The sequence below is a fragment of the Mesorhizobium kowhaii genome (genome assembly GCF_042431665.1).
Lineage (GTDB): Bacteria > Pseudomonadota > Alphaproteobacteria > Rhizobiales > Rhizobiaceae > Mesorhizobium > Mesorhizobium kowhaii.
In genome coordinates, this window is record NZ_JBHLYT010000006.1 from 324,756 (window position 1) to 346,498 (window position 21,743).

Consider the following 21,743-nt stretch of genomic DNA (forward strand, 5'->3'; position numbering starts at 1 on the left):
AAAAGTCTTAGTAGCGTGCCCTGCCGCCCGACATGTCGAAGACGGCTCCGGTGTTGAACGCGCTGGCGTCGGAGCAAAGCCATAGCACCAATGCCGCCACTTCATCCACCGAGCCAAGGCGCTTGAGCGGACTGGCATTGATCATGCCATTCACGACATCGTTTCCAAGGCGCCTGATCAACTCGGTATCGATCGGCCCCGGTGCCACGCAATTAACGCGGATGTCGGTGTCGCAGACCTCTCGCGACAAGGCTTTCGTGAAGGCAATGACACCCGCACTTGCCGCTGAATAGGCTGCCAGGTTCGGCAACCCCTCCTTGCCCGCCAGCGAACCCATATTGATGATCCGACCGTTACCGGCCCTGCGCATGATCGGCAGAACCTGGTGCGTAACCTCGAAAACGCCGATCAGATTGACACCGATGATGCGTTGCCACTCGACCGGATCGAAGGCCTCGAAGCCACCGTAGTTGCCTAGATAGCCCGCATTGTTGATCAGAATGTCGATCCGGCCGTTGTTGGCCACAACCTCGGCCAGGGCGTCTTTTATCTGCTGCGCCTTCGTCACATCGACTGCCTGGCAACGCGCCCCGTCGACAGGTACCGGATCAGCATCCCATATCCAGACCTCGGCACCGGACTGCACCAACTGCGCAACAACGGCCTTGCCGATGCCTCTTGCGCCGCCAGTAACGATCGCGGTCTTGCCGCCAAGGTCGTATGTCACGGTCATGGCTTGACCCCCACCGGACTTTGCGTCCAGACAATCGATCAGTCAATCGTCGTCAACCGGTGTTTGGATCGTTCAAAGGACGGGAATATCGCCCTTCACCCAAGCATCGGATATTGCTGCTGTACTATTCTCGAACGTACCGACTTCGATCGCGGCGCGGATGTCCTGCATAAGCTTCTGATAATACGAGAGATTGTTCCAGGTCAAAAGCATCGCACCGAGCGCCTCCTGCGAGCGCACCAGATGGTGCAGATAGGCGCGTGAGTAATCCCGGGCTGCCGGGCAGTCGCTTTCCTCGTCGAGAGGGCGCGGATCGTCGGCGTGGCGGGCGTTGCGCAAATTGACCTTGCCGCGCCTGGTATAGGCAAGGCCGTGCCGGCCGGCCCGCGTCGGCATCACGCAGTCGAACATATCGATGCCGCGCGCCACCGATTTCAAAATATCGTCGGGCGTGCCGACGCCCATGAGATAGCGCGGCTTGTCCGCCGGCAGTTCCGGACAGGTGATGTCGAGCATCTCGAGCATCACCGCCTGCGGCTCGCCAACGGCCAGGCCGCCAACCGCATAGCCCTTCAGCTCCATCGCGCTCAGTGCCTGCGCCGATCGCACCCTCAGTGCCGCGTTGTCGCCGCCTTGCACGATGCCGAACATCGCCTTGCCCGGCTGGTCGCCGAACGCCGTCTTGCAGCGCTCGGCCCAGCGCAGCGACAGCTCCATGGCGCGCTCGATCTCCTTCATCTCGGCCGGCAGCGCTGTGCACTCGTCGAGCTGCATCTGGATATCGGAATCGAGCAACCCCTGGATCTCGATCGAACGCTCCGGCGACATCTCGTAGGCGGCGCCGTCAATATGCGAGCGGAAGGTGACGCCCTTTTCGGTCAGCTTTCTCAGCTTCGACAGCGACATCACCTGGAAACCACCGCTATCGGTCAGGATTGGATGCGGCCAGCGGGCGAACTCATGCAAGCCGCCGAGCCGCGCCACGCGCTCGGCGCCCGGACGCAGCATCAGATGGTAGGTGTTGCCGAGGATGATGTCGGCGCCAACGCCGCGCACTTGGTCCATGTACATCGTTTTGACCGTGCCGCCGGTGCCGACCGGCATGAAGGCAGGCGTGCGGATTTCGCCGCGCGGCATGTCGATCACGCCGCGCCGCGCCTTGCCGTCCGTCGCCAGAACCTTGAAGCTGAACGGCTTAGCCATTGAATTCCTTGTCATGAACCGGTGCGCCAGGTGCCTGCTTGTCGAGCGACTGGCGGTATTGGATGCAGCCACGCATGAATTTTGGCCAGGGCGGCACGGCGATCGATGGCTCGGTCTTCTCCGGCAGCAAATCCCACAGATTCGGATGATACCAGCACAAATCATGGCCGGTGGCGTCGCGATGCTGCCGAATGCCGGTGCGCAATTTTTTCACTTCCGCGATCAGTGCATCGCGGTCCAGGCTCTTGAGATCATCGTCCATCGCTCATCTCCGCTCGATAAAGCAGGCTTGCGTCTCCATAGGAGTAGAATCTGTAACGGGTCTCGATGGCATGCGCATAGGCCGCACGCATCGTGTCGAGACCACTGAAGGCCGAAACCAGCATGAACAGGGTCGAGCGCGGCAGGTGGAAATTGGTCATCAGCATGTCGGCGGTGCGAAAGCGATAGCCGGGCGTGATAAAGATGTCGGTCGGGCCGGACCACGCGGCGAGCGTGCCATCCTCACCTGCGGCACTCTCCAGCAAGCGGAGCGACGTCGTGCCGACAGCGATGATGCGCCCGCCCCTCGCCCTGACCGCGTTGAGTGCGTCGGCGGTTGCCTTGCTAACCGAACCGGTCTCGGCGTGCATCTTGTGGTCGGCGGTGTCGTCTGCCTTCACCGGCAGGAACGTGCCGGCACCGACATGCAAGGTGACGAAATGGCGCTCGACACCCTTGGCGTCGATTGCCGCAAAAAGCTCCGGCGTGAAATGCAGGCCCGCCGTGGGTGCGGCAACGGCGCCTTCCTCCCTGGCATAGATGGTCTGGTAGTCAGCCCGGTCGCGTTCGTCGTCGTCGCGCTTCGAGGCGATATAGGGGGGCAGCGGGATGTGGCCGACCGCGTGCAGTGCCTCGTCCAGGAAGGGCCCCGACAGGTCGAAGCCAAGCAGCGCCTCGCCGCCCTCACCTTTCTCGATCACGGTGGCGTCGAGCTGGCCGAGGAAACAGGAATTGCCGTCATGGCCGAAATGGATGCGGTCGCCGGCGGCAATGCGCTTGCCCGGCCGCATGAATGCCAGCCAGCGGTCCGGCGCCATGCGCATGTGCAGCGTGGCTTCGACCTGTGCCTGTGCCTCACCGCGCCGTCGGATGCCTTTGAGCTGCGCCGGAATCACCTTGGTGTCGTTGAACACCAGCACATCGCCGGCCCTGAGCAGGGACGGTAGGTCGCCAACCGTCCGGTCGTCGAGCCCTTCGCCAGGCTTGACCAGCAGCATCCTGGCGCTGTCGCGCGGCTCTGCCGGGCGAAGCGCGATGCGCTCCTCCGGCAGGTCGAAGTCAAAAAGATCGACGCGCATCAGTAGAGCCGGACGAGCAGCGCTCCGGCCAGCAGCAGCACCGCGCCGGCGACGCGGCCGAGCGAGATTTCACGCACCGCGACGCCGAGGAAGCCGACACGGTCGATGAGCATGCCGGCCAGCAACTGGCCGGCCACCAGAAACGCCATCAGGGCGGCGGCGCCGATGCGCGGCGTCAGGATCGTCGACAGCGTGACATAGAAGCCGCCGAGCATGCCGCCGGCGACGAACAGCCACGGTGCCGGCGCCTTCCAGTCGAGCGTGACGTCTTGCAGCTTCACCACCGTGACAGAGATGATGCCGAGCACGACCGCGCCCGACAGGAACGAAAACGCAGCCGCCGCGACCGGGAGCCCCAGGCCGCGCGCCAGCTGCGAATTGATCGGCGCCTGAATGGCAATGAAGGCGCCGGACAGGATGCCGAAAAGCGACCAGACGACGCCCATCATTGTCGTTTTACCTTACTTGACGTCGGCCGCGACCTTCAGCGACACGATCTTGTCGGGATCCGGCACCGGCTCGCCGCGCTTGATCTTGTCGACATTGTCCATGCCTTCGATGACCTGGCCCCAGACCGTGTACTGGCGGTTGAGGAAGGCGGCTTCGTCGAAGCAGATGAAGAACTGCGAATTGGCCGAGTTCGGGTTCTGCGAACGGGCCATCGAACAGGTGCCGCGGCCATGGTTGGCGTTGGAGAATTCGGCTTTCAGGTCCGGCTTGTCGGAGCCGCCCATGCCAGCCCGGGACGGAGCAAAAGAGGGCTTGCTCGAATTGCCGAACTTGACGTCGCCGGTCTGCGCCATGAAGCCGTCGATGACGCGGTGGAAGACCACGCCGTCATAGGCGCCTTCGCGCGCCAGCTCCTTGATGCGGGCGACATGGCCGGGCGCCAGGTCGGGGAAAAGTTCGATGACGACCGTGCCCTTGGTCGTTTCCATGATGAGCGCGTTTTCGCGGTCCTTGATCTCGGCCATGTCAGATATCCTTTTGAGAAAACAGAGTTATTTGTCGGCGGCGATGCGCACCTTGATCATCCGGTCGGGGTCGGTGACCGTGCCATTGTCCGCTTCGTCGCCCTTCTTGATGTGGTCCACCAGCTCCATGCCGCTGACGACGTTGCCGACGATGGTGTACTGGCCATCGAGCGGCGGCGCCGGCGCGAACATGATGAAGAACTGCGAATTGGCGGAGTTGGGGTCCTGCGAGCGGGCCATGCCGACCACGCCGCGCTTGTAGTGTTCGGTCTGCGAGAATTCGGCTGGCAGGTCGGGCTGGTCGGAACCACCGGTGCCGACGGCCTCGGCGCTAAAACCCTTCTTCATGTTGCCGAACTTGACGTCGCCGGTCTGCGCCATGAAGCCGTCGATGACGCGATGGAAGGCGACGTTGTCATAGGCGCCCTCGCGCACCAGCTTCTTGATCTGCGCGACGTTCTTGGGCGCGAGATCGGGTCGAAGTGCAATGGTGACGTCGCCATCCTTCAGCGTGATGATCATTGTGTTTTCCGGGTCGGCGGCGAAAGCCGAGACCGATGCGGTCACAAGGCCGGCAAGCACAATGAGGAGCGAGGCAAGCTTTTTCAGCTGCATGGATTTTTCTCCGGAGTCTTTATTTCGCGAATTTGGCGGTGAGCGCACCGGCAACCGCCGCCGGCACGAAGGGGCGGATGTCGCCTCCCATCGAGGCAATCTGGCGGACAAGTGTGGCGGTAATGGTGCGCACGGACGGGCTGGCGGGCAGAAATACCGTCTGCAGTTCAGGCGCCATGGTCTCGTTCATGCCGGCCATCTGCATCTCATAGTCGAGGTCGGTGCCATCGCGCAGGCCGCGGATCATGATCGAGGCGCCCTGCTTCCTGGCCGCATCGATGACCAGCCCGTCGAAGGCGACGACCTTGATGCGCGCGCTGTCGCGGCCGAATAAGGTGTGCGTCGCATTCTCGATCAGCTTCACCCGTTCCTCAAAGGAAAACAGCGGCTGCTTGCCCGGATGGATGCCGATCGCCGCATAGACGACGTCGGCCACCGCCAGTGACGCTTTCAGCACGTCGAGATGGCCGTTGGTCAGCGGGTCGAAGGAGCCGGCATAGAGAGCGATGCGTTCAGTCATGGCTGGTGCTTCTAGCGAGCCTCTCTCGCAAAGGCAAATCCGATTGGCGAGCGGGTCGTGAACCTTTTCCGCCGCATGAACGACAGATGAACACGCTGATCACGAAGCCTTCACGCAGCGTTCACTAGGTTGCACCTTAATAAGATGAAACCAAAATCCCATATGTTCGTTGTTAGGCGCAGGAGAACACACACATGCTGATCTACATGCTCGCCACCGCAATGACCGTCGCCATGCTGATCGCCACCGTTTTCGGCTTGCATCAGGAGGCTCAGCGCGTCCGCATCAAGGTCAACACCAGGCGCTTCGAAGGTTTTGGCCCCCGCAAGCCATATCGCCACTACTAAGTTCGTCCTAACTTGCTGCCGCGCCGGCCGATGGGCCGGCGTTGCTTTGTCAGAGCCTATTCTATGACACCCGGGCCGGCGTCCGCGGCCGGAGTGGACTCAGCGCCGCCCTCGATACCGTCCTCGGCTTCCTCGTCCGCCTGCGGTTCCGAAATCCGCTCGACCGAAACCACCTTTTCGCCTTCAGCCGTGTTGAAGATGGTCACGCCCTTGGTGGCGCGGCTGGCGAAACGGATGCCGTTGACCGGCACCCGGATGACGGTGCCGCCGTCCGACACCAGCATGATCTGGTCGTCATTGCCGACCGGGAAGGTCGCCACCAGCCTGCCGATCTCGGCTACCTTCGAAACGTCGGTGGCACGGATGCCCTTGCCGCCGCGCCCGGTCACCCGGAAATCATAGGAAGACGACCGCTTGCCGTAGCCATATTCGGTTACCGTCAGCACGTACTGCTCGTGTACCTTGAGATTCTCGTAGCGCTCGTCGGAGAGCTCCGTCTCCTCGCCGACCTCTTCGTTGGTCAGCGCGATCTCTTCCTCTTCGCCGGCCGCGATGCCGGCTGCAAGCCGCCGTTCGGCCGCAGCCCGCTTGAGATAGGCGGCACGCTCCGCCGGCGGCGCATCGACATTCTCGATCACCGCCATGGAAATCACCCGGTCGGTGTCGGCCATGGCGATGCCACGCACGCCGACCGAGTTGCGGCTCTGGAAGACGCGCACGTCGCCGACCGAAAAGCGGATGCACTGGCCGGAGCTGGCGGTCAGGAGCACATCGTCATTGTCGGTGCAGGTCTCGACGCCGAGGATCTCGTCGCCCTCCTCCTCCAGCTTCATGGCGATCTTGCCGTTGCGGTTGACCTGGACGAAGTCGGAAAGCTTGTTGCGCCGCACGGTGCCGCGCGTGGTGGCGAACATCACGTCGAGCTCGCCCCAACTGGTCTCGTCCTCGGGCAGCGGCATGATGGTGGTGATGCGCTCGCCCTGTTCCAGCGGCAGCATGTTGATCAGCGCCTTGCCGCGCGATTGCGGGTTGCCGATCGGCAACCGCCAGACCTTCTCCTTGTAGACGATGCCGCGCGAAGAGAAGAACAGCACCGGCGTATGCGTGTTGGCCACGAACAGCCGGGTGACGAAATCCTCTTCCTTGGTCGACATGCCCGAGCGGCCCTTGCCGCCGCGGCGCTGCGCCCGGTAGAGCGACAGCGGCACGCGCTTGATGTAGCCGGAATGGCTGACCGTCACGACCATGTCCTCGCGCTGGATCAGGTCCTCGTCTTCCATGTCCGCGCCACCGTCGGTGAGCTCGGTGCGGCGTGGCGTGCCGAACTCGTCGCGCACGGCGGCAAGCTCGTCCTTGACGATCTGCTGGACGCGCGCGCGCGACGACAAAATGTCCAGATAATCAATGATTTCGGCGCCGATCGTGTTCAACTCGTCGGCAATTTCGTCACGGCCAAGCGCGGTCAGGCGCTGCAGGCGCAGTTCGAGGATGGCGCGCGCCTGTTCCTCGGAGAGGTTGTAGGTGCCGTCCTCGTTGATGCGGTGGCGCGGATCGTCGATCAACAGGATCAGCGATTCGACGTCGCCGGACGGCCAGCGCCGCTCCATCAACTGCTCGCGCGCCGTCTGCGGATCCGGCGCGGTGCGGATGAGCTTGATGACCTCGTCGATGTTGGCGACGGCGATGGCGAGACCGACCAGCACATGGGCGCGGTCGCGCGCCTTGCGCAGCAGGAATTTCGTCCGCCTTGTGATCACTTCCTCACGGAAGGCGACGAACGCCCGCAGCATGTCGGTCAGCGTCAGCAGTTCCGGCTTGCCGCCGTTCAGCGCCACCATGTTGGCGCCGAAAGAGGTCTGCAGCGGCGTGAAGCGGTAAAGCTGGTTGAGGATGACGTCGGCGACAGCATCGCGCTTCAGCTCGATGACGACGCGGTAACCCTGGCGGTCGCTCTCGTCACGGATGTCGGAAATGCCCTCGATGCGCTTGTCGCGCACCAGTTCGGCCATCTTCTCGATCATCGACGACTTGTTCACCTGGTAGGGAACCTCGGTGATGATGATCGACTCGCGGTCGTTGCCGCGCGCCTCGATGTTGACCTTGCCGCGCATGACGATGGAGCCACGGCCGGTCGAATAGGCGCTGTAGATGCCGGAACGGCCAAGCACGATGCCGCCGGTCGGGAAATCCGGTCCCGGAATGATCTCCATCAGCGCCGGCAGGTCGATCGCCGGATTGTCGATGATGGCGATGGCGCCGTTGCAGACTTCGCCGAGATTGTGCGGCGGGATGTTGGTCGCCATGCCAACGGCGATGCCGCCGGAACCATTCACCAGCAGATTGGGGAACCGTGCCGGCAGAACCTTGGGCTCGCTGCCGGACGCATCATAAGTGTCCTGGAAATCGACGGTGTCCTTGTCGATATCCTCCAGCAACTCATGCGCGACCTTGGTCAGCCGCGATTCGGTGTAACGCATCGCCGCCGGCGGATCGCCGTCGATCGAGCCGAAATTGCCTTGTCCATCGATCAGCGGCACGCGCAGCGACCAGTCCTGCGCCATACGCACCAAGGCGTCATATATGGAGGCATCGCCATGCGGATGGTATTTACCCATCACGTCGGCGACCGGGCGCGCCGACTTCACATATTTGCGGTTCCAGTGGTAACCGCTCTCATGCGAAGCGAAGAGAATGCGGCGGTGCACCGGCTTCAGGCCGTCGCGCACGTCCGGCAGCGCACGGCTGACGATCACGCTCATGGCGTAATCGAGATAGGAGCGCTGCATCTCCTCGACGATGGATATCGGCTCGATGCCGGTGGGGCCGCCGTCGGCGCCGCGCGGGGTCTTTTGGTCGGTCAAATCGGATCACAATCTAATCAGGAATCACTTGCTGCTTATATAGGAAGCAAGCCCGAAACTCCAACATCCGCGACACTTTTCCAGTGTCAATTTTGGTGGTAATTTCAAAAGGATACCACTGATTGCGACGATATGGCCAAGGCGGTTTCGCCGCCACCGAGGCAAAAGCCTGCAACGGACCGTTTTCCCCAAGCGAAAGCCACGAGCGCGATGAATTGGACCCCTTGGCTGCCCTTGCGAGCACTGAGCGGTTGGACACCAAGGGACCTCAACCGCGATCTGGTCGCGGGCCTGACACTGGCGGCGATCGCCATTCCCGAACAGATGGCGACCGCCCGCCTTGGCGGCTTTGCTCCCGAGATCGGCTTCTTCGCTTTTGTTGCCGGTTCGGTGGCGTTCGCCCTGTTCGGTGCCAACCGCTACCTGTCGGCCGGCGCGGATTCGACCATCACGCCTCTGTTTGCCGGCGGCCTCGCTGTGCTCGCCGCATCCGGGTCGCCGCATTATCTGGCGCTGGCTTCCATGCTGGCGCTGATGGTCGGGCTGATCGTGACCTTGAGCGGCGTCTTTCGCCTTGGCTGGGTTGCCGACCTCTTGTCGGTACCGGTCACGACGGGTTTTCTCGCCGGCATCGCCGTCCATATCATCGTTTCGCAATTGCCCGGACTGCTCGGCCTACCCGGGGAGAACGGTGAAACCGTGCGGCGCATCGGTGAGATCGCCGGCAACCTGCATCTCACCAATCCCTGGAGCCTCGGGCTCGGCCTCGGCGTATTCGGAACCGTGTTCTGCGCCGAGCGCATCAGCGCCCGCATCCCCGGCGCGTTGATCGGCATGGTGCTCGCCACCTCAGCGGTTGCCGTCTTCGGCCTTAGGGATCGCGGCGTCGAGGTGCTCGGCGCCTTGCCCGATGGCCTGCCGCAGGCCGGCCTGCCGTTTGTCAGCCCTGGCGATGTGCAGGCGCTGGTCCCGCTGGCATTGCTGATCGCCATCGTCGTCATGGTGCAGACGGCGGCCACCTCCCGCTCCTTCGCGCCGCAACAGGGCGACGCTCCTGACGTCAATCGCGATTTTGTCGGCGTCGGTGCCGGCAGCATCGCGTCAGGCCTGTTCGGCGCCTTTGCCGTCAATGCCAGCCCGCCGCGCACGGCAATCGTCTCCCAGTCGGGCGGCCGCTCACAGGTCGCGGGCCTCCTTGCCGCGGCCATCGTGCTGGCGCTCGGTGCTTTCGGCGGCGGCCTGCTTGCCGATGTCCCGCAGGCCGCCCTTGCCGGTGTTCTGCTGTTCGTCGCCCAGCACATTCTGCGCTGGAAGGTGTTCGCCAACGTCTACCGGCAGGCGCCGGTCGAATTCGCATTGATCCTCATCACCATGGCAGCCATCGTCGTGCTGCCCATCGAGACCGGCGTGGCGATCGGCATCGGCCTGTCGCTGCTGCACGGAATCTGGAGCGCAACCCAGACACAGCCGATCGAACTGGAACAGGTGCCGGGTACTTCGGTGTGGTGGCCACCCGGCGAGCCGGCAGCTGGCGAACAGCTCCCCGGCGTGCTCGTCGCCGCATTCCAGGCGCCTTTGTCCTTCGTCAATGCCGACCGCTTCAAGCGCGGCCTTGTCGATCTTGTCGATGCCAGGAGTGAGAGCGTGAAGCTGGTCGTGCTGGAGGCCAGCAACATCGTCGAGATCGACTACACAGCAGCGCAAGCCCTGGTCGAAACCATCACCCATTGCCGCAAGGCGGGCGCGATCTTTGCCATCGCGCGGATGGAATCGCTGCGTGCCCAAGCGGCGCTGGCACGATTTGGCATTGCCGACCTGATCGGCCCGCAGCGAATTTTTCACAGTGTCGATGCCGCCATCAGGGCGCTCGGTCCGGACCAGCAGCCGCAACAACAGGACGAAGCCAAATGACGACCCAGCGGGAACCCTTGTTGACCCCCGTCGCAGTAGAAGATTTGCGGCCGACGCAGATCACTGTCGGCATGCGGGAAGTCGCCTTGAAGCGCCACATGATCCGCTCGCAAAGCGCCTGGAAGACCGGCAGTTTTCTTGGCAGCCATATGGTCCCTGTCGTGCTGGGGCCAAAGAAGCGCAACTACGTCACCGATCACCACCATCTCGCCCGCGCCCTGCTCGAGGAAGGCATCAGGGATGTTCTGGTCACGGTGATCAGCGACCTGTCGGGCCTCGACAAGGACGCCTTCTTCGTCGTGCTCGACAATCGCGGCTGGATGCACCCGTTCGACGAGAACGGCAGGCGCCGGGGCTATGACGCCATTCCCAAAACCATGGCCGAACTTGTCGACGATCCCTACAGGAGCATGGCGGGCGAACTGCGCCGGCAAGGTGGTTTCGCCAAGGACACCACGCCGTTCAGTGAATTCCTGTGGGCGGATTTCCTGCGCCGGCGCATCGACCGGGATGGGGTGGCGAAAAATTTCGACAAGGCCATGAAGGACGCCCTGACGCTGGCCAAGGGCAAGGACGCCGACTACCTGCCAGGCTGGTGCGGGCCGACATCCGACTAAGCTGCGTTGATATTCAGGTGATGCCGGCCTGCAAACGCCGGTTTCCTGCGCTTCCGGTGCTCACGTACTTTAAGTACGCTCCGCTCCGGTTCTCGAAAACCACCGTTTTCGGCTCGGTCTGACCTGAATCTCAACGCACCTTGTGCTGCAAGCGTTAGCGGGCCGCCCCTCGGCGGGCGCGGTACTGGCCCGGCGTCTCGCCCATGACGCGCCGAAACCGACGATTGAAAGTCGACAAATCGTTGAAGCCTGCGTCAAAGGCGATTGCCGAAACCGCATCGTCTGACATGCGCAGCCGCACCGCCGCGCGGTGCAGCCGGGTCTTGAGCAGGAACTGGTAGGGCGTCATGCCCGCGACCTGCCGGAAAATGCGCAGGAAATGATAGGGGCTGGTCGCGGTCTCATCGGCAAGCGCTGAAAGCGAGACCGGCCTGTCGGCATCGAGTTCGATCCGCCGCACCGCTTCGGCAACCCGTTTCTGATCGCGGCGGCTTGGCGCGCGCCTGACAGGTGTGGAGCCAGAGACCGTTGCCACCGCAACCCCCGCAATGCGCAGCCCGAGTTCCTCGAAGGCGTCGATGTCGGCCATCTCGCGAGCGGTTTCCGCCTCGGCGAGCAAGGACGCCAGGGCCGGCAAAGGCGGCAGGCGCGGCGCCTCGAAGGCCAGCTTTTTCGCGCCCGGCACGCCAGCCACGATCCGTTCCATGTAGGTCGGCCCGAAATGGAACGAGAGGCAACGGTCGCCGCTGCCATGTTCATGCCCGCATTCGTAGCATGTGGCGGGATTGCCGAGCAGGAGCGCGCCGGGCGCCAGCAGCGCCGTGCCTTGTTGCGCGCGATAGCGGAACGTGCCGCTGGTGACCGCGGCGACGCAGAAATCCCGATGCGCTTCCTCGAACGGCCGGTCACCGGCGCCGGCCGTGCAGATCACATCCGCCACGTGCCAGCCGGACCCGGATGCGAGAGTGTGCGTGGTCGCTGTCATGACCGAAATATAGCAATTTATCCCAAGCCCAGAACCCCATCAGGGCCTACTCCTCGCGGTCTCCTGACAAGAAGAGGCCGGAGCCATGTATGACCAATCCTCCTTTGCAGAAGCCTTGCACAATCCCGGGCCAATCGACGGACTTACCGAGAAACTGAACCTTTACGGCCGCTTCGTCGGCGCCTGGACGTTTGACGCCTCGCGCCATCTCGAGGACGGCACGGTGCTGACCGGGCGTGGCGAGGTGCATTTCGGCTGGGTGTTGGAAGGCCGGGCGATCCAGGATGTGTGGATCCTGCCCGCGCGTGACGCCGGCCCCTCGCCCTCGCTCGGCAAATGGACGTTCTACGGCACGACATTGCGCCTCTACGACCCCACCGAGGACGCCTGGCACATCTTCTGGAGCGACCCGCGCAACCAGTATTACAGCCGCCAGCTTGGTCGAGCCGAGGGCGATACGATCGTGCAAGTGGGCGCAGATGGCACCGGCTCCTCGGTGCGCTGGAGCTTTTCGCGGATCACCGAGAATTCCTTCCGCTGGCTCGGCGAGCGCTCGCACGACAACGGCGCGACATGGCGGCTGGAAGTCGAGTTCCTGGCGCGCCGAACGGCAACAACTTGACGCGACAAGATATTGTAACAATGGAGAAAAACATGTTCGATCATATCTCGATCGGTGTTCGCGACACCGCCGCTTCCAAGCGCTTCTACGATGCTGCGCTGAAGCCGCTCGGCTATACCTGTCTCAGCCAGTCACCGGGTTCGTTGGGTTATGGCGCGCAAGGCGTCGCGCTGTGGGTCAACGATGCCGCGCGGCCTGTGCCATCAGACGCAAAATCCGGCCTGCATTTCTGCTTCGCGGCGCCGACGCGGGCCAGCGTCGACGCCTTCCATGCCGGCGCCTTGCGTGAAGGCGGCAGCGACAACGGCGCGCCGGGCCTGCGCGCCGACTATGGCGAGAATTATTACGCGGCGTTCGTCATCGATCCGGACGGCTATCGCGTCGAGGCCTATTGCGGCGCTGTCGGCTAAAGCATTCCAGGAAAAGTGTAAAACGGTTTTCCGTCCGGAATTGCGTCAAGACAAAGGAAAGCAATTCCAGGAGAAGTGTGAAACGGTTTTCCCGGGAAAAGCGCATAGCGCTTTCCCTCAGGGAATTGCGTCAAGACAAAGGGTTGTCGAAGTCTCCGGTTTCGTCCTCCGACGGTTCCCACCGACCGGGCTTTGCTCTACCAATATCCTGGTGCGGGCACGGCCCGGCGGGAGGGGTCTGAGATGCCGAGCTTCGACAGCCTGTTCAACGCCTTCGTCACCATTCTTGTGACCATCGATCCGCCCGGGCTGGCGCCGCTGTTCCTCGCCGTGACACGTGGCATGAACCGCGAGGAGCGCCAGCAGGTTTCCGTCCGCGCCTCGATTATCGGTTTTCTGGTGATGGCGCTGTTTGCGGTTGCCGGCGCCTCGATCCTGTCGGTGTTCGGCATCACGCTGCCGGCCTTCCGCGTCGCCGGCGGTTTTCTCTTGTTCTTCATCGCCTTCGAAATGGTGTTCGAGCGCCGGCAGGACCGCAAGGAGAAGATCGGCGACGTCGCCATCACCAAGGACATGATCCACAACATCGCCGCCTTCCCGCTGGCGATCCCGCTGATCGCCGGCCCCGGCGCCATTTCGGCGACGGTGCTGCTCTCCGGCTCGTTTCAGGGCTTTGCCGCGCAGGCGGCGCTGGTCGGCATCATCTTCGTCTGCCTCGCCATCACCTATCTGGTGTTCGTGCTGTCGGAGCGCATCGACCGCATCCTCGGCCAGACCGGGCGTTCGATCCTGACCCGGCTGCTCGGCGTCATCCTGGCGGCGCTTGCCGTGCAGTTCGTCGCCGATGGCATCAAGGCGCTGATTGCGGGATAGCGCGCGACAAGCCGCCGAAGCCGGCCCTACTTCGCCGTCGTATCGACGACTTCGAAATCGTGGGTAATCGTGGCGGTCTTGGCCAGCATCGCCGAAGCCGAGCAATATTTTTCGATCGAAAGATCGATCGCCCGCTTGACCTTGTCGCTGGAAAGCGACCGTCCCTTGACGACGAAATGCATGTGGATGCGCGTGAACACCCTGGGCTCGGTTTCGGCCCTGTCAGAGTCGAGCTCAACCACGCAATCCTCGATCGCCTCGCGGCCTTTCTCGAGGATATGGACAACATCATAGGCCGAACAGCCGCCGGTGCCGATCAGCACCAGTTCCATCGGGCTAGGCCCTGGTGTTTTGCCTTCCGGCCCGAGCGCGGTTCCCAGCACCACCTTGTGGCCGCTGCCGGACTCGCCGACGAAGGTGCGCTCTTCGACCCACTTTACGCGTGCTTTCACCTGAGATTTCCTTTCACTTGAGGCCATCCACCTCAAGGATCAAATAGGGTCATGGTCCGGCTCGCGCGACGCCAAAGACGACATCGTGCATGACCCTGCTCGGCAACAGCGTGAAGATGCCGGCGCCGACCAGCGCAAAGACATACAGCGAAATCATGACCTTGGCGACGCGGTGATTGTGGGCGTGCCACACCGCCAACGGTACAGTCACCAGCACCAAGATCGACAGGAGATGGATCGGACTGAAAGGGCCGATGAGGCGGATCTGATGAATCCAGAAACTCGAGACGGCGATGACCAGCATCAGCGCGGCCCAGACATAACCCGCGATGCGATGGCGCGGCGTTCCCTTCGGCAGCACCAGCTGCGTGGCCCCTATCGCCAATGCGGCGAAGGCCGCAAAGGCATGCCAGGGAATCGGAGAAGGGGCGGCAAGCAGCGGTTGCAGCGACATTGCCGCCTCTCCGGTGGTTGATTGTCCTCAGAACGGGATTTCGTCGTCCAGTTCGCGCGACGAACCGCCGCCACCGCCGCTCTTGGCACCGCCGCCACCGCGATTGAAGCTTTCGCTCGGGCTGGACTGGCCGAAATCGGAACCACGGCTGCTGCCGCCACCGGCATAACCGCCGACCTGGCCGCCCTCACCCTGTCCGCGCGCGTCGAGCATCTGCAGCTCGCCGCGGAATTTCTGCAACACGACTTCCGTCGTGTACTTGTCGTTGCCAGTCTGGTCCTGCCATTTGCGCGTCTGCAACTGACCCTCGACATAGACCTTCATGCCCTTCTTCAGATACTGCTCGGCCACCTTGGCGAGCTGGTCGTTGAAGATGACGACGTTGTGCCACTCGGTCTTTTCCTTGCGCTCGCCGGAATTCTTGTCGCGCCAGCTTTCCGACGTCGCAATGCGGATGTTGACGACCGGCTCGCCCGAGTTCAGGCGACGGACTTCCGGGTCCGCACCGAGGTTGCCGACCAGAATGACCTTGTTGACGCTACCCGCCATGATATTTCTCCGCGCTCATCCGAAACAAATTTTTGTCGCAGCACCTTACAGGCTGCGGACAATCGCCGCCTGCTAAGGCTGGCTTTTCCCACAAGGTTTTTGTTCCCTGTTCGTTCTACGATGCAGACGACGTTCTGTCAATGTTTGTCAGCAGGATGTAGTGTTCCGGACTGAAAACTTCCATGAAATCGGGAATGGGTCGGGGGCGATCAAATGAAGTCCGTCACACATGAGGACCAGCAGCGCGAGCAATGGCGAGCAGGTGTTGAAACGCGTATGCATGTGTCGGCCAGCAACGGTGCATCGCAACTTTGCATATTCGAGCAATGGGTCGAGCCCATGGTCGGCGCCCCAACGCATTGGCATCCCGTCGAGGAAGTGCTGACCGTTATCGCCGGCAGGGCCGAGATGTGGATCGACGATGAGCACAACGTCCTGACATCGGGCCAGTCTCTCGTTGTTCCTGCGAACAGGAAACACGGGTTCAAGAACGTCGACACAGGACCGCTTCACATCCACGCTGTGCTTGCGTCGCCAATCTTCGAGGCAACGTTTGATGGACCTGCCGGGGTAGTGAGGCGCTGGCTTCCGACAATCTCGTAAAACAGCGCTTGCCAAATCAATAAGTATCGACTTATGCTTTCGTCATGATCGAAGCAGAGATTTTCCGCGCCCTTGCCGACCCGACGCGCCGCGCCGTCTTTGAGCAGCTCGCCGCTGGCGAAATGACCGTATCGGAATTGCGCAGCGGCATGACGGTGTCTCAACCCGCGGTGTCGCAGCATCTGGCGGTGTTGCGCGGCGCTGGCCTGGTGGTCGAGCGGCGAGCTGGCCGCAACGCCTATTACCGCGCCGATCCACAGGGGCTTGCCCCCTTGCTCTCCTGGATCGAACGCTACCGGACCTTCTGGCCGGAGCGCATCGAAAGGCTGAAGGCGGTTTTGAAGGACATGGATCAATGAAGAACATAAGATCAATGAAGAATATGGGATCAATGACAGACCAAAGCCACGCGGACTCTGAGACCGCGCCTGACGCGATCGAATTTGAATGCGACCTGGCGGAGCCGCCGGAAAAGGTGTGGCGCGCGCTGACCGTGCCGGAGCTGCTCGCCGCCTGGATGATGCCGAACGACATCAGCCCCGAGACTGGCAGCCGTTTTGCCTTCGCCGGGCCGGACGCGTCGATCGAATGCGAGATCATCGACGCCGAACCCGAACGGCTGCTGCGCTATTCCTGGCGCGAGCGGCCGCAGCCAGGCGATGCCGCGCGGCAGGATCCGCTCGACAGCCCACTGGACAGCATTGTCACCTTCACACTCGCCCGCACTGTTTCCGGCGGCACCCATCTGCGCATCGTCCATGACGGTTTTGCCCGAACGGCGATGCCTGAGGTTGCCATGACGGGCGCCGGCTGCCGGCTTTCGCTGGGGTTGCGCAATCCAAGACAGCCAATCGCCGCGAACACGCCTTTGCTGCTGCTGCGCGCGGCCTGAACAACGAAACGGACGGAGACAAACATGAGCGACCTTGCCAATCTGGTACCGATGGTGATCGAGCAATCGAGCCGCGGCGAACGCGCCTTCGACATTTTCTCGCGGCTGCTGCGCGAGCGTATCATTTTCATCAACGGCGAGATCAACGACGACATCTCGGCGCTGGTCTGCGCGCAGCTGCTCTCGCTGGAATCGGACAATCCCGACAAGGAGATTTCGCTCTACATCAACTCGCCCGGCGGCGTGGTGACCAGCGGCTTCGCCATCTACGACACCATGCAATACATCAGCTGCCCGGTGTCGACGGTGTGCATGGGCTTTGCCGCGTCGATGGCCTCGTTCCTGTTGATGGCAGGCACCGCCGGGCGTCGCATTTCTCTGCCGAACGCCACCATCCTGCTGCATCAGCCGCTGGGCGGATTCCAGGGTCAGGCCTCCGACATCCAGCGCCATGCCGAGCGCATCGGCCAGACAAAACGGCATATGGCCGAACTCTACGCGCAGCATTGCGGCCGCACCTATGAAGAGGTCGAGCGCACGCTGGACCGCGACAACTTCATGACGGCCCGCGAGGCTCAGGCCTGGGGCCTTGTCGACCATGTTTTCGATACGCGCAAACAGGCCGCGTGAGGCTAATGCATGTCGCCCAAAAGTGGCCTCGGTTTTGGGAGAACGACATGCATAAAAACAGACTACCTAAAGCGCATCGCCTGAATCCAATCAATCGCGATGCGCTTTAGGCCAGATCGGATTCCTGCCGGCTGTCGAAGATTTGACGACGCCGGTCTGGTCCGGTCGGCGACACGCAACTATAACTGGGCGATGACCGACACTCATCCGTCCAGAACATTGCACCGCGTCGTCGCCGTTGTCGTGTTCACTGCCGTTGTCGTGATCGCTCTTGCCGGCCTCATGAGCGGCACGGCACTTGCCGACGACAGCTCACCGCCGGCGCGGAAAGGCGCCCTGCCCGGTGTGACCGGCGACTATCGCATTGCCAAGCCGGCTCCCCAGCCCGAACCCGACGACGCATTCCCCAGCAATGGGAACGGCCAGTTCAAGATCGGCGATACGGATGTGAGGATTTCCGGCAGCATCACCGTGGATGTCGGCACTGGCGCAATCGGGCCGCCGCGTCGTTGATGTTGATATTGCGTGGCCGCGTACCACGCCGCACACAAAAACGGCCCCGCCGTGCTTTGCGCAAACGGTCGGGGCCTTTTTTGGATCTCAAATCCAATTTTTGCCGGGAGTGTACTGCCGGCGTTTGATTTCGGATGCTTCGCGGCATTCAGCCGTCGATCCGACTAGCAGTCTCTAATTTTTGTGGGACATGGCAGGTCACGGTTTGTCGGGTGGCGAAAACGCTAAACCCTGGCACTTATGCCTGCCGCGGCTCCAGTGACAACTGGAACCCTAGGGGACGATCCGGTGGCGTCATAGCTCCGCTCCTTTGTCCGTTGCAACGTTGTCGTCCCGAAGCACAAATCGCAAATGCCTGCGGCGTCTCGCAGGCCGCCCCCTGGGCGGCGAGGCCATCGAAAGACAGCCGGCTTCGTTTGACTTTTTGGAGACTGCGCCCCTGAGTCGGTGGCGTCAACCATCAATAGCCGGTTACCGAAAAATGTGATCGTTGGGAGGTTACGTACAAGTCAGTTTTTGCACAGCTTTGTCAGGAGCGTGTTCGGCCTTTGTTCTTTCCGCTTGCCCGTTCACGTGAAAGACGGTTAAACGCTTTTGTCGGGAATTGTGGCGTCTCTCGACGTGGCGGCAAAATTACCTACATAGGGGATGGCCGGGAAAACCCGCCATTCCAGGAAATTCCAGATTCTGAGGCGGCGACCGGCGATGGCCGACCATAAATATCTTTCTATTCGCGGGGCGCGCGAACACAATCTGAAGAATGTCGATCTCGATCTGCCGCGTGACAGCCTGATCGTCATGACCGGCCTGTCCGGGTCCGGCAAATCGTCGCTCGCCTTCGACACCATCTATGCCGAAGGCCAGCGTCGCTATGTCGAGAGCCTGTCGGCCTATGCGCGGCAATTCCTCGAAATGATGCAGAAGCCGGACGTCGACCAGATCGACGGCCTGTCGCCTGCCATCTCGATCGAGCAGAAGACGACCTCGAAGAACCCGCGTTCGACGGTCGGTACCGTCACCGAAATCTACGACTACATGCGGCTTCTCTTCGCGCGCGTCGGCATCCCCTATTCGCCGGCCACCGGCCTGCCGATCGAAAGCCAGACGGTCAGCCAAATGGTCGACCGTGTGCTGGCGGTCGAGGAAGGCACGCGCCTGTTCATCCTGGCGCCGATGGTGCGCGGCCGCAAAGGCGAGTACCGCAAGGAATTGCTGGAACTGCAGAAGAAGGGCTTTCAACGCGTCAAGGTCGACGGTGTCTTCTATGAAATCGCCGACGTGCCGGCGCTGGACAAGAAGTACAAGCATGACCTCGACGTCGTCGTCGACCGCATCGTCGTGCGCGGCGATCTCGCCACCCGGCTTGCCGACTCCATCGAGACGGCGCTGAAGCTCGCCGATGGGCTGGCGGTGGCCGAATTCGCCGACAAGCCGCTCGACGCCAGCCAGACCGGCGAGGATTCGGTCAACAAATCGAAGAACGAGACGCATGAGCGCATCCTGTTCTCGGAAAAGTTCGCTTGCCCGGTCTCCGGCTTCACCATTCCGGAAATCGAACCGCGGCTGTTCTCCTTCAACAACCCGTTCGGCGCCTGCCCGACCTGCGACGGTCTCGGCAGCCAGCGCGCCATCGACGGCAATTTGATCGTGCCGGACGAAAACATCTCGCTGCGCGATGGCGCCGTCAGCCCGTGGGCGAAGTCGACCTCGCCCTATTATGCGCAGACGCTGGAAGCGCTGGGCAAGGTCTATGGCTTCAAGCTCGGCGACAAATTCAGGGATCTGACCGACGAGGCGAAGGAAGCCATCCTGCGCGGCACCGGTGAGCGCGAAATCACTTTCCAGTATGATGACGGGCTGCGCTCCTACAAGACGACCAAGACTTTTGAAGGCGTCATTCCCAATCTCGAGCGCCGCTGGAAGGAGACCGAATCCGCCTGGATGCGCGAAGAGATCGAGCGCTTCATGTCGGCGACGCCTTGCCCGGTCTGCAAGGGCTATCGGCTCAAGCCCGAGTCACTGGCCGTGAAAATCGCCGGCAAGCATATCGGCGAAGTCACCGAGCTTTCCATCCGCAAGGCCGACCAGTGGTTCACCGACCTTCCGGCGTCGCTCAACGACAAGCAGAACGAGATCGCCGTGCGCGTCTTGAAGGAGATCCGCGAGCGGCTGCGCTTTCTCAACGATGTCGGGCTCGATTACCTGACGCTGTCGCGCAATTCCGGCACGCTGTCGGGCGGCGAGAGCCAGCGCATTCGTCTGGCCTCGCAGATCGGCTCCGGCCTCACCGGCGTGCTCTACGTGCTGGACGAGCCGTCGATCGGCCTGCACCAGCGCGACAATGCGCGGCTGCTCGACACGCTGAAGCACCTGCGCGACATCGGCAACACGGTGATCGTCGTCGAGCATGACGAGGACGCCATCCTGCATGCCGACTATGTCGTCGACATGGGTCCGGCCGCCGGCATCCATGGCGGCGAGATCATCGCCCAGGGCACGCCGCAGCAGGTGATGGCCAATCCCAATTCGATCACCGGCAAATATCTGTCGGGCGCGCTCGAAGTGGCGACACCCGGCGTGCGGCGCGAGGCGAAGAAGAGCCGGCGGCTAAAGATCGTCGGCGCGCGCGGCAACAATCTGAAGAACGTCACCGCCGAAATCCCGCTCGGCACCTTCACCGCCGTCACCGGCGTGTCGGGCGGCGGCAAGTCGACCTTCCTGATCGAGACACTGTTCAAGGCCGCGTCGCGCCGCATCATGGGCTCACGCGAGCATCCGGCCGACCACGACCGCATCGAGGGTCTCGAATTCCTCGACAAGGTCATCGACATCGACCAGTCGCCGATTGGCAGGACCCCGCGCAGCAACCCCGCCACCTACACCGGCGCCTTCACGCCGATCCGCGACTGGTTCGCAGGGCTGCCCGAGGCCAAGGCGCGCGGCTATCAGCCCGGCCGCTTCTCCTTCAACGTAAAGGGCGGCCGCTGTGAGGCCTGCCAGGGCGACGGCGTCATCAAGATCGAGATGCACTTTTTGCCCGACGTCTACGTCACCTGCGACGTCTGCCACGGCAAGCGCTACAACCGCGAGACGCTTGACGTGCTGTTCAAGGGCAAGTCGATCGCCGACGTACTCGACATGACGGTCGAGGAAGGCGTCGATTTCTTCGCCGCCGTACCCGGCGTGCGCGACAAGCTCGAAACGCTGAAGCAGGTCGGCCTCGGCTACATCCATATCGGCCAGCAGGCGACAACGCTGTCGGGCGGCGAGGCGCAGCGCATCAAGCTCGCCAAGGAACTGTCGCGCAAGGCGACCGGCAAGACGCTCTACATCCTCGACGAGCCGACCACCGGCCTGCACTTCCACGACGTCGCCAAGCTGCTTGAAGTGCTGCACGAATTGGTCGACCAGGGCAACACGGTGGTGGTCATCGAGCACAATCTCGAGGTGATCAAGACCGCCGACTGGGTGCTCGACCTCGGCCCCGAAGGCGGCGACGGCGGCGGCGAACTGGTCGCCTCCGGCACGCCGGAAGCCATCGTGCGCGAAAAGCGCAGCTACACCGGCCAGTTCCTCAAGGAGCTTCTGGAGCGGCGCCCCGGAGGCAAGCGCGAAGCGGCGGAGTAATGGCCGGACCGG

General features: G+C 62.6%; 25 protein-coding genes. 12 read left to right on the forward strand and 13 right to left on the reverse strand.

Annotation, left to right across the window (positions count from 1 at the left end; all coding sequences use genetic code 11):
- Nucleotides 1-7 precede the first annotated feature (7 nt).
- From ACFFNA_RS07500 to coaD, 8 genes are all read right to left on the reverse strand, one after another.
- On the reverse strand, nucleotides 8-733 hold the full coding sequence (locus ACFFNA_RS07500; protein ID WP_378917076.1) for an SDR family NAD(P)-dependent oxidoreductase: 726 nt from the start codon (nucleotides 731-733) through the stop codon (nucleotides 8-10).
- A gap of 72 nt (nucleotides 734-805) precedes the next feature.
- Nucleotides 806-1,936, reverse strand: coding sequence for a tRNA guanosine(34) transglycosylase Tgt (gene tgt / locus ACFFNA_RS07505; RefSeq protein WP_378917078.1), 1,131 nt, complete (start codon nucleotides 1,934-1,936; stop codon nucleotides 806-808).
- Nucleotides 1,929-2,198, reverse strand: a complete 270-nt coding sequence (locus ACFFNA_RS07510) for a hypothetical protein (RefSeq protein WP_378917080.1) — start codon at nucleotides 2,196-2,198, stop codon at nucleotides 1,929-1,931. The genes tgt and ACFFNA_RS07510 overlap by 8 nt, the downstream gene beginning before the upstream one ends.
- Nucleotides 2,188-3,276, reverse strand: coding sequence for a tRNA preQ1(34) S-adenosylmethionine ribosyltransferase-isomerase QueA (gene queA / locus ACFFNA_RS07515; RefSeq protein WP_378917082.1), 1,089 nt, complete (start codon nucleotides 3,274-3,276; stop codon nucleotides 2,188-2,190). Before queA ends, ACFFNA_RS07510 begins: the two co-directional genes overlap by 11 nt.
- A complete protein-coding gene (locus tag ACFFNA_RS07520) occupies nucleotides 3,276-3,725 on the reverse strand; it encodes a DMT family transporter (protein ID WP_378917084.1) in 450 nt (149 codons plus the stop codon). The genes queA and ACFFNA_RS07520 overlap by 1 nt, the downstream gene beginning before the upstream one ends.
- A 12-nt stretch (nucleotides 3,726-3,737) precedes the next feature.
- On the reverse strand, nucleotides 3,738-4,250 hold the full coding sequence (locus ACFFNA_RS07525; protein ID WP_378917086.1) for a peptidylprolyl isomerase: 513 nt from the start codon (nucleotides 4,248-4,250) through the stop codon (nucleotides 3,738-3,740).
- A gap of 27 nt (nucleotides 4,251-4,277) precedes the next feature.
- A complete protein-coding gene (locus ACFFNA_RS07530; RefSeq protein WP_378917337.1) occupies nucleotides 4,278-4,772 on the reverse strand; it encodes a peptidylprolyl isomerase in 495 nt (164 codons plus the stop codon).
- A gap of 112 nt (nucleotides 4,773-4,884) precedes the next feature.
- Nucleotides 4,885-5,385 carry a pantetheine-phosphate adenylyltransferase gene (gene coaD, locus ACFFNA_RS07535; protein WP_378917088.1) on the reverse strand — a complete coding sequence of 167 codons (501 nt, stop codon included), beginning with the start codon at nucleotides 5,383-5,385 and terminating at the stop codon, nucleotides 4,885-4,887.
- Nucleotides 5,386-5,579: 194 nt separating this feature from the next.
- Between coaD and ACFFNA_RS07540 the strand changes: the two genes are divergently transcribed.
- A complete protein-coding gene (locus ACFFNA_RS07540; protein ID WP_111546456.1) occupies nucleotides 5,580-5,732 on the forward strand; it encodes a hypothetical protein in 153 nt (50 codons plus the stop codon).
- Between the two features lie 56 nt (nucleotides 5,733-5,788).
- On the opposite strand, the gene gyrA is transcribed toward ACFFNA_RS07540, so the two are convergent.
- Nucleotides 5,789-8,593: a DNA gyrase subunit A gene (gene gyrA, locus ACFFNA_RS07545; RefSeq protein WP_378917090.1), complete on the reverse strand. Its 2,805-nt coding sequence runs from the start codon at nucleotides 8,591-8,593 to the stop codon at nucleotides 5,789-5,791.
- A 210-nt stretch (nucleotides 8,594-8,803) separates the two neighbouring features.
- Between gyrA and ACFFNA_RS07550 the strand changes: the two genes are divergently transcribed.
- Both ACFFNA_RS07550 and ACFFNA_RS07555 read left to right on the forward strand, forming a co-directional pair.
- Nucleotides 8,804-10,504, forward strand: coding sequence for a SulP family inorganic anion transporter (locus tag ACFFNA_RS07550; protein ID WP_378917092.1), 1,701 nt, complete (start codon nucleotides 8,804-8,806; stop codon nucleotides 10,502-10,504).
- On the forward strand, nucleotides 10,501-11,121 hold the full coding sequence (locus ACFFNA_RS07555) for a ParB-like protein (protein ID WP_378917094.1): 621 nt from the start codon (nucleotides 10,501-10,503) through the stop codon (nucleotides 11,119-11,121). Before ACFFNA_RS07550 ends, ACFFNA_RS07555 begins: the two co-directional genes overlap by 4 nt.
- A gap of 154 nt (nucleotides 11,122-11,275) precedes the next feature.
- On the opposite strand, the gene ACFFNA_RS07560 is transcribed toward ACFFNA_RS07555, so the two are convergent.
- Entirely contained in the window at nucleotides 11,276-12,106 is an 831-nt protein-coding gene (locus ACFFNA_RS07560) for a helix-turn-helix transcriptional regulator (protein ID WP_378917096.1), read from the reverse strand.
- Nucleotides 12,107-12,191: 85 nt separating this feature from the next.
- On the opposite strand from ACFFNA_RS07560, the gene ACFFNA_RS07565 reads away from it, so the two are divergent.
- The 3 genes from ACFFNA_RS07565 (at nucleotide 12,192) to ACFFNA_RS07575 (ending at nucleotide 14,011) form a co-directional block, all read left to right on the forward strand.
- A complete protein-coding gene (locus ACFFNA_RS07565) occupies nucleotides 12,192-12,728 on the forward strand; it encodes a hypothetical protein (protein WP_111546452.1) in 537 nt (178 codons plus the stop codon).
- A 32-nt stretch (nucleotides 12,729-12,760) separates the two neighbouring features.
- Entirely contained in the window at nucleotides 12,761-13,138 is a 378-nt protein-coding gene (locus ACFFNA_RS07570) for a VOC family protein (RefSeq protein WP_378917098.1), read from the forward strand.
- 243 nt (nucleotides 13,139-13,381) lie between these two features.
- Entirely contained in the window at nucleotides 13,382-14,011 is a 630-nt protein-coding gene (locus tag ACFFNA_RS07575; protein ID WP_013531832.1) for a MarC family protein, read from the forward strand.
- Nucleotides 14,012-14,037: 26 nt separating this feature from the next.
- Here ACFFNA_RS07575 and ACFFNA_RS07580 read toward each other — a convergent pair whose 3' ends face one another.
- Genes ACFFNA_RS07580 through ACFFNA_RS07590 form a run of 3 tightly spaced genes read right to left on the reverse strand, consistent with a single transcriptional unit; the run spans nucleotide 14,038 to nucleotide 15,466 of the window.
- The gene (locus ACFFNA_RS07580) at nucleotides 14,038-14,463 is read right to left on the reverse strand and encodes an OsmC family protein (protein ID WP_111546450.1); all 426 of its coding nucleotides are present in this window, start codon (nucleotides 14,461-14,463) and stop codon (nucleotides 14,038-14,040) included.
- Nucleotides 14,464-14,512: 49 nt separating this feature from the next.
- Nucleotides 14,513-14,917, reverse strand: a complete 405-nt coding sequence (locus ACFFNA_RS07585) for a DUF2306 domain-containing protein (RefSeq protein ID WP_378917102.1) — start codon at nucleotides 14,915-14,917, stop codon at nucleotides 14,513-14,515.
- A gap of 27 nt (nucleotides 14,918-14,944) precedes the next feature.
- On the reverse strand, nucleotides 14,945-15,466 hold the full coding sequence (locus tag ACFFNA_RS07590; RefSeq protein ID WP_111546448.1) for a single-stranded DNA-binding protein: 522 nt from the start codon (nucleotides 15,464-15,466) through the stop codon (nucleotides 14,945-14,947).
- A 213-nt stretch (nucleotides 15,467-15,679) separates the two neighbouring features.
- Here ACFFNA_RS07590 and ACFFNA_RS07595 point away from each other — a divergent pair, with 213 nt between their 5' ends.
- From ACFFNA_RS07595 to uvrA, 6 genes are all read left to right on the forward strand, one after another.
- Entirely contained in the window at nucleotides 15,680-16,069 is a 390-nt protein-coding gene (locus tag ACFFNA_RS07595; protein WP_111546447.1) for a cupin domain-containing protein, read from the forward strand.
- Nucleotides 16,070-16,113: 44 nt separating this feature from the next.
- Nucleotides 16,114-16,428 carry an ArsR/SmtB family transcription factor gene (locus ACFFNA_RS07600; protein ID WP_111546446.1) on the forward strand — a complete coding sequence of 105 codons (315 nt, stop codon included), beginning with the start codon at nucleotides 16,114-16,116 and terminating at the stop codon, nucleotides 16,426-16,428.
- Nucleotides 16,429-16,460: 32 nt separating this feature from the next.
- Nucleotides 16,461-16,961, forward strand: a complete 501-nt coding sequence (locus ACFFNA_RS07605; protein ID WP_378917105.1) for an SRPBCC family protein — start codon at nucleotides 16,461-16,463, stop codon at nucleotides 16,959-16,961.
- Between the two features lie 24 nt (nucleotides 16,962-16,985).
- Nucleotides 16,986-17,591 (forward strand): ATP-dependent Clp protease proteolytic subunit, encoded by a 606-nt coding sequence (locus ACFFNA_RS07610; protein ID WP_378917107.1) that lies wholly within the window; start codon nucleotides 16,986-16,988, stop codon nucleotides 17,589-17,591.
- Nucleotides 17,592-17,783: 192 nt separating this feature from the next.
- Complete coding sequence (locus tag ACFFNA_RS07615) at nucleotides 17,784-18,104, forward strand: hypothetical protein (RefSeq protein ID WP_378917109.1); 321 nt, start codon at nucleotides 17,784-17,786, stop codon at nucleotides 18,102-18,104.
- Nucleotides 18,105-18,809: 705 nt separating this feature from the next.
- Complete coding sequence (gene uvrA, locus ACFFNA_RS07620) at nucleotides 18,810-21,731, forward strand: excinuclease ABC subunit UvrA (protein WP_378917111.1); 2,922 nt, start codon at nucleotides 18,810-18,812, stop codon at nucleotides 21,729-21,731.
- Nucleotides 21,732-21,743 lie beyond the last annotated feature (12 nt).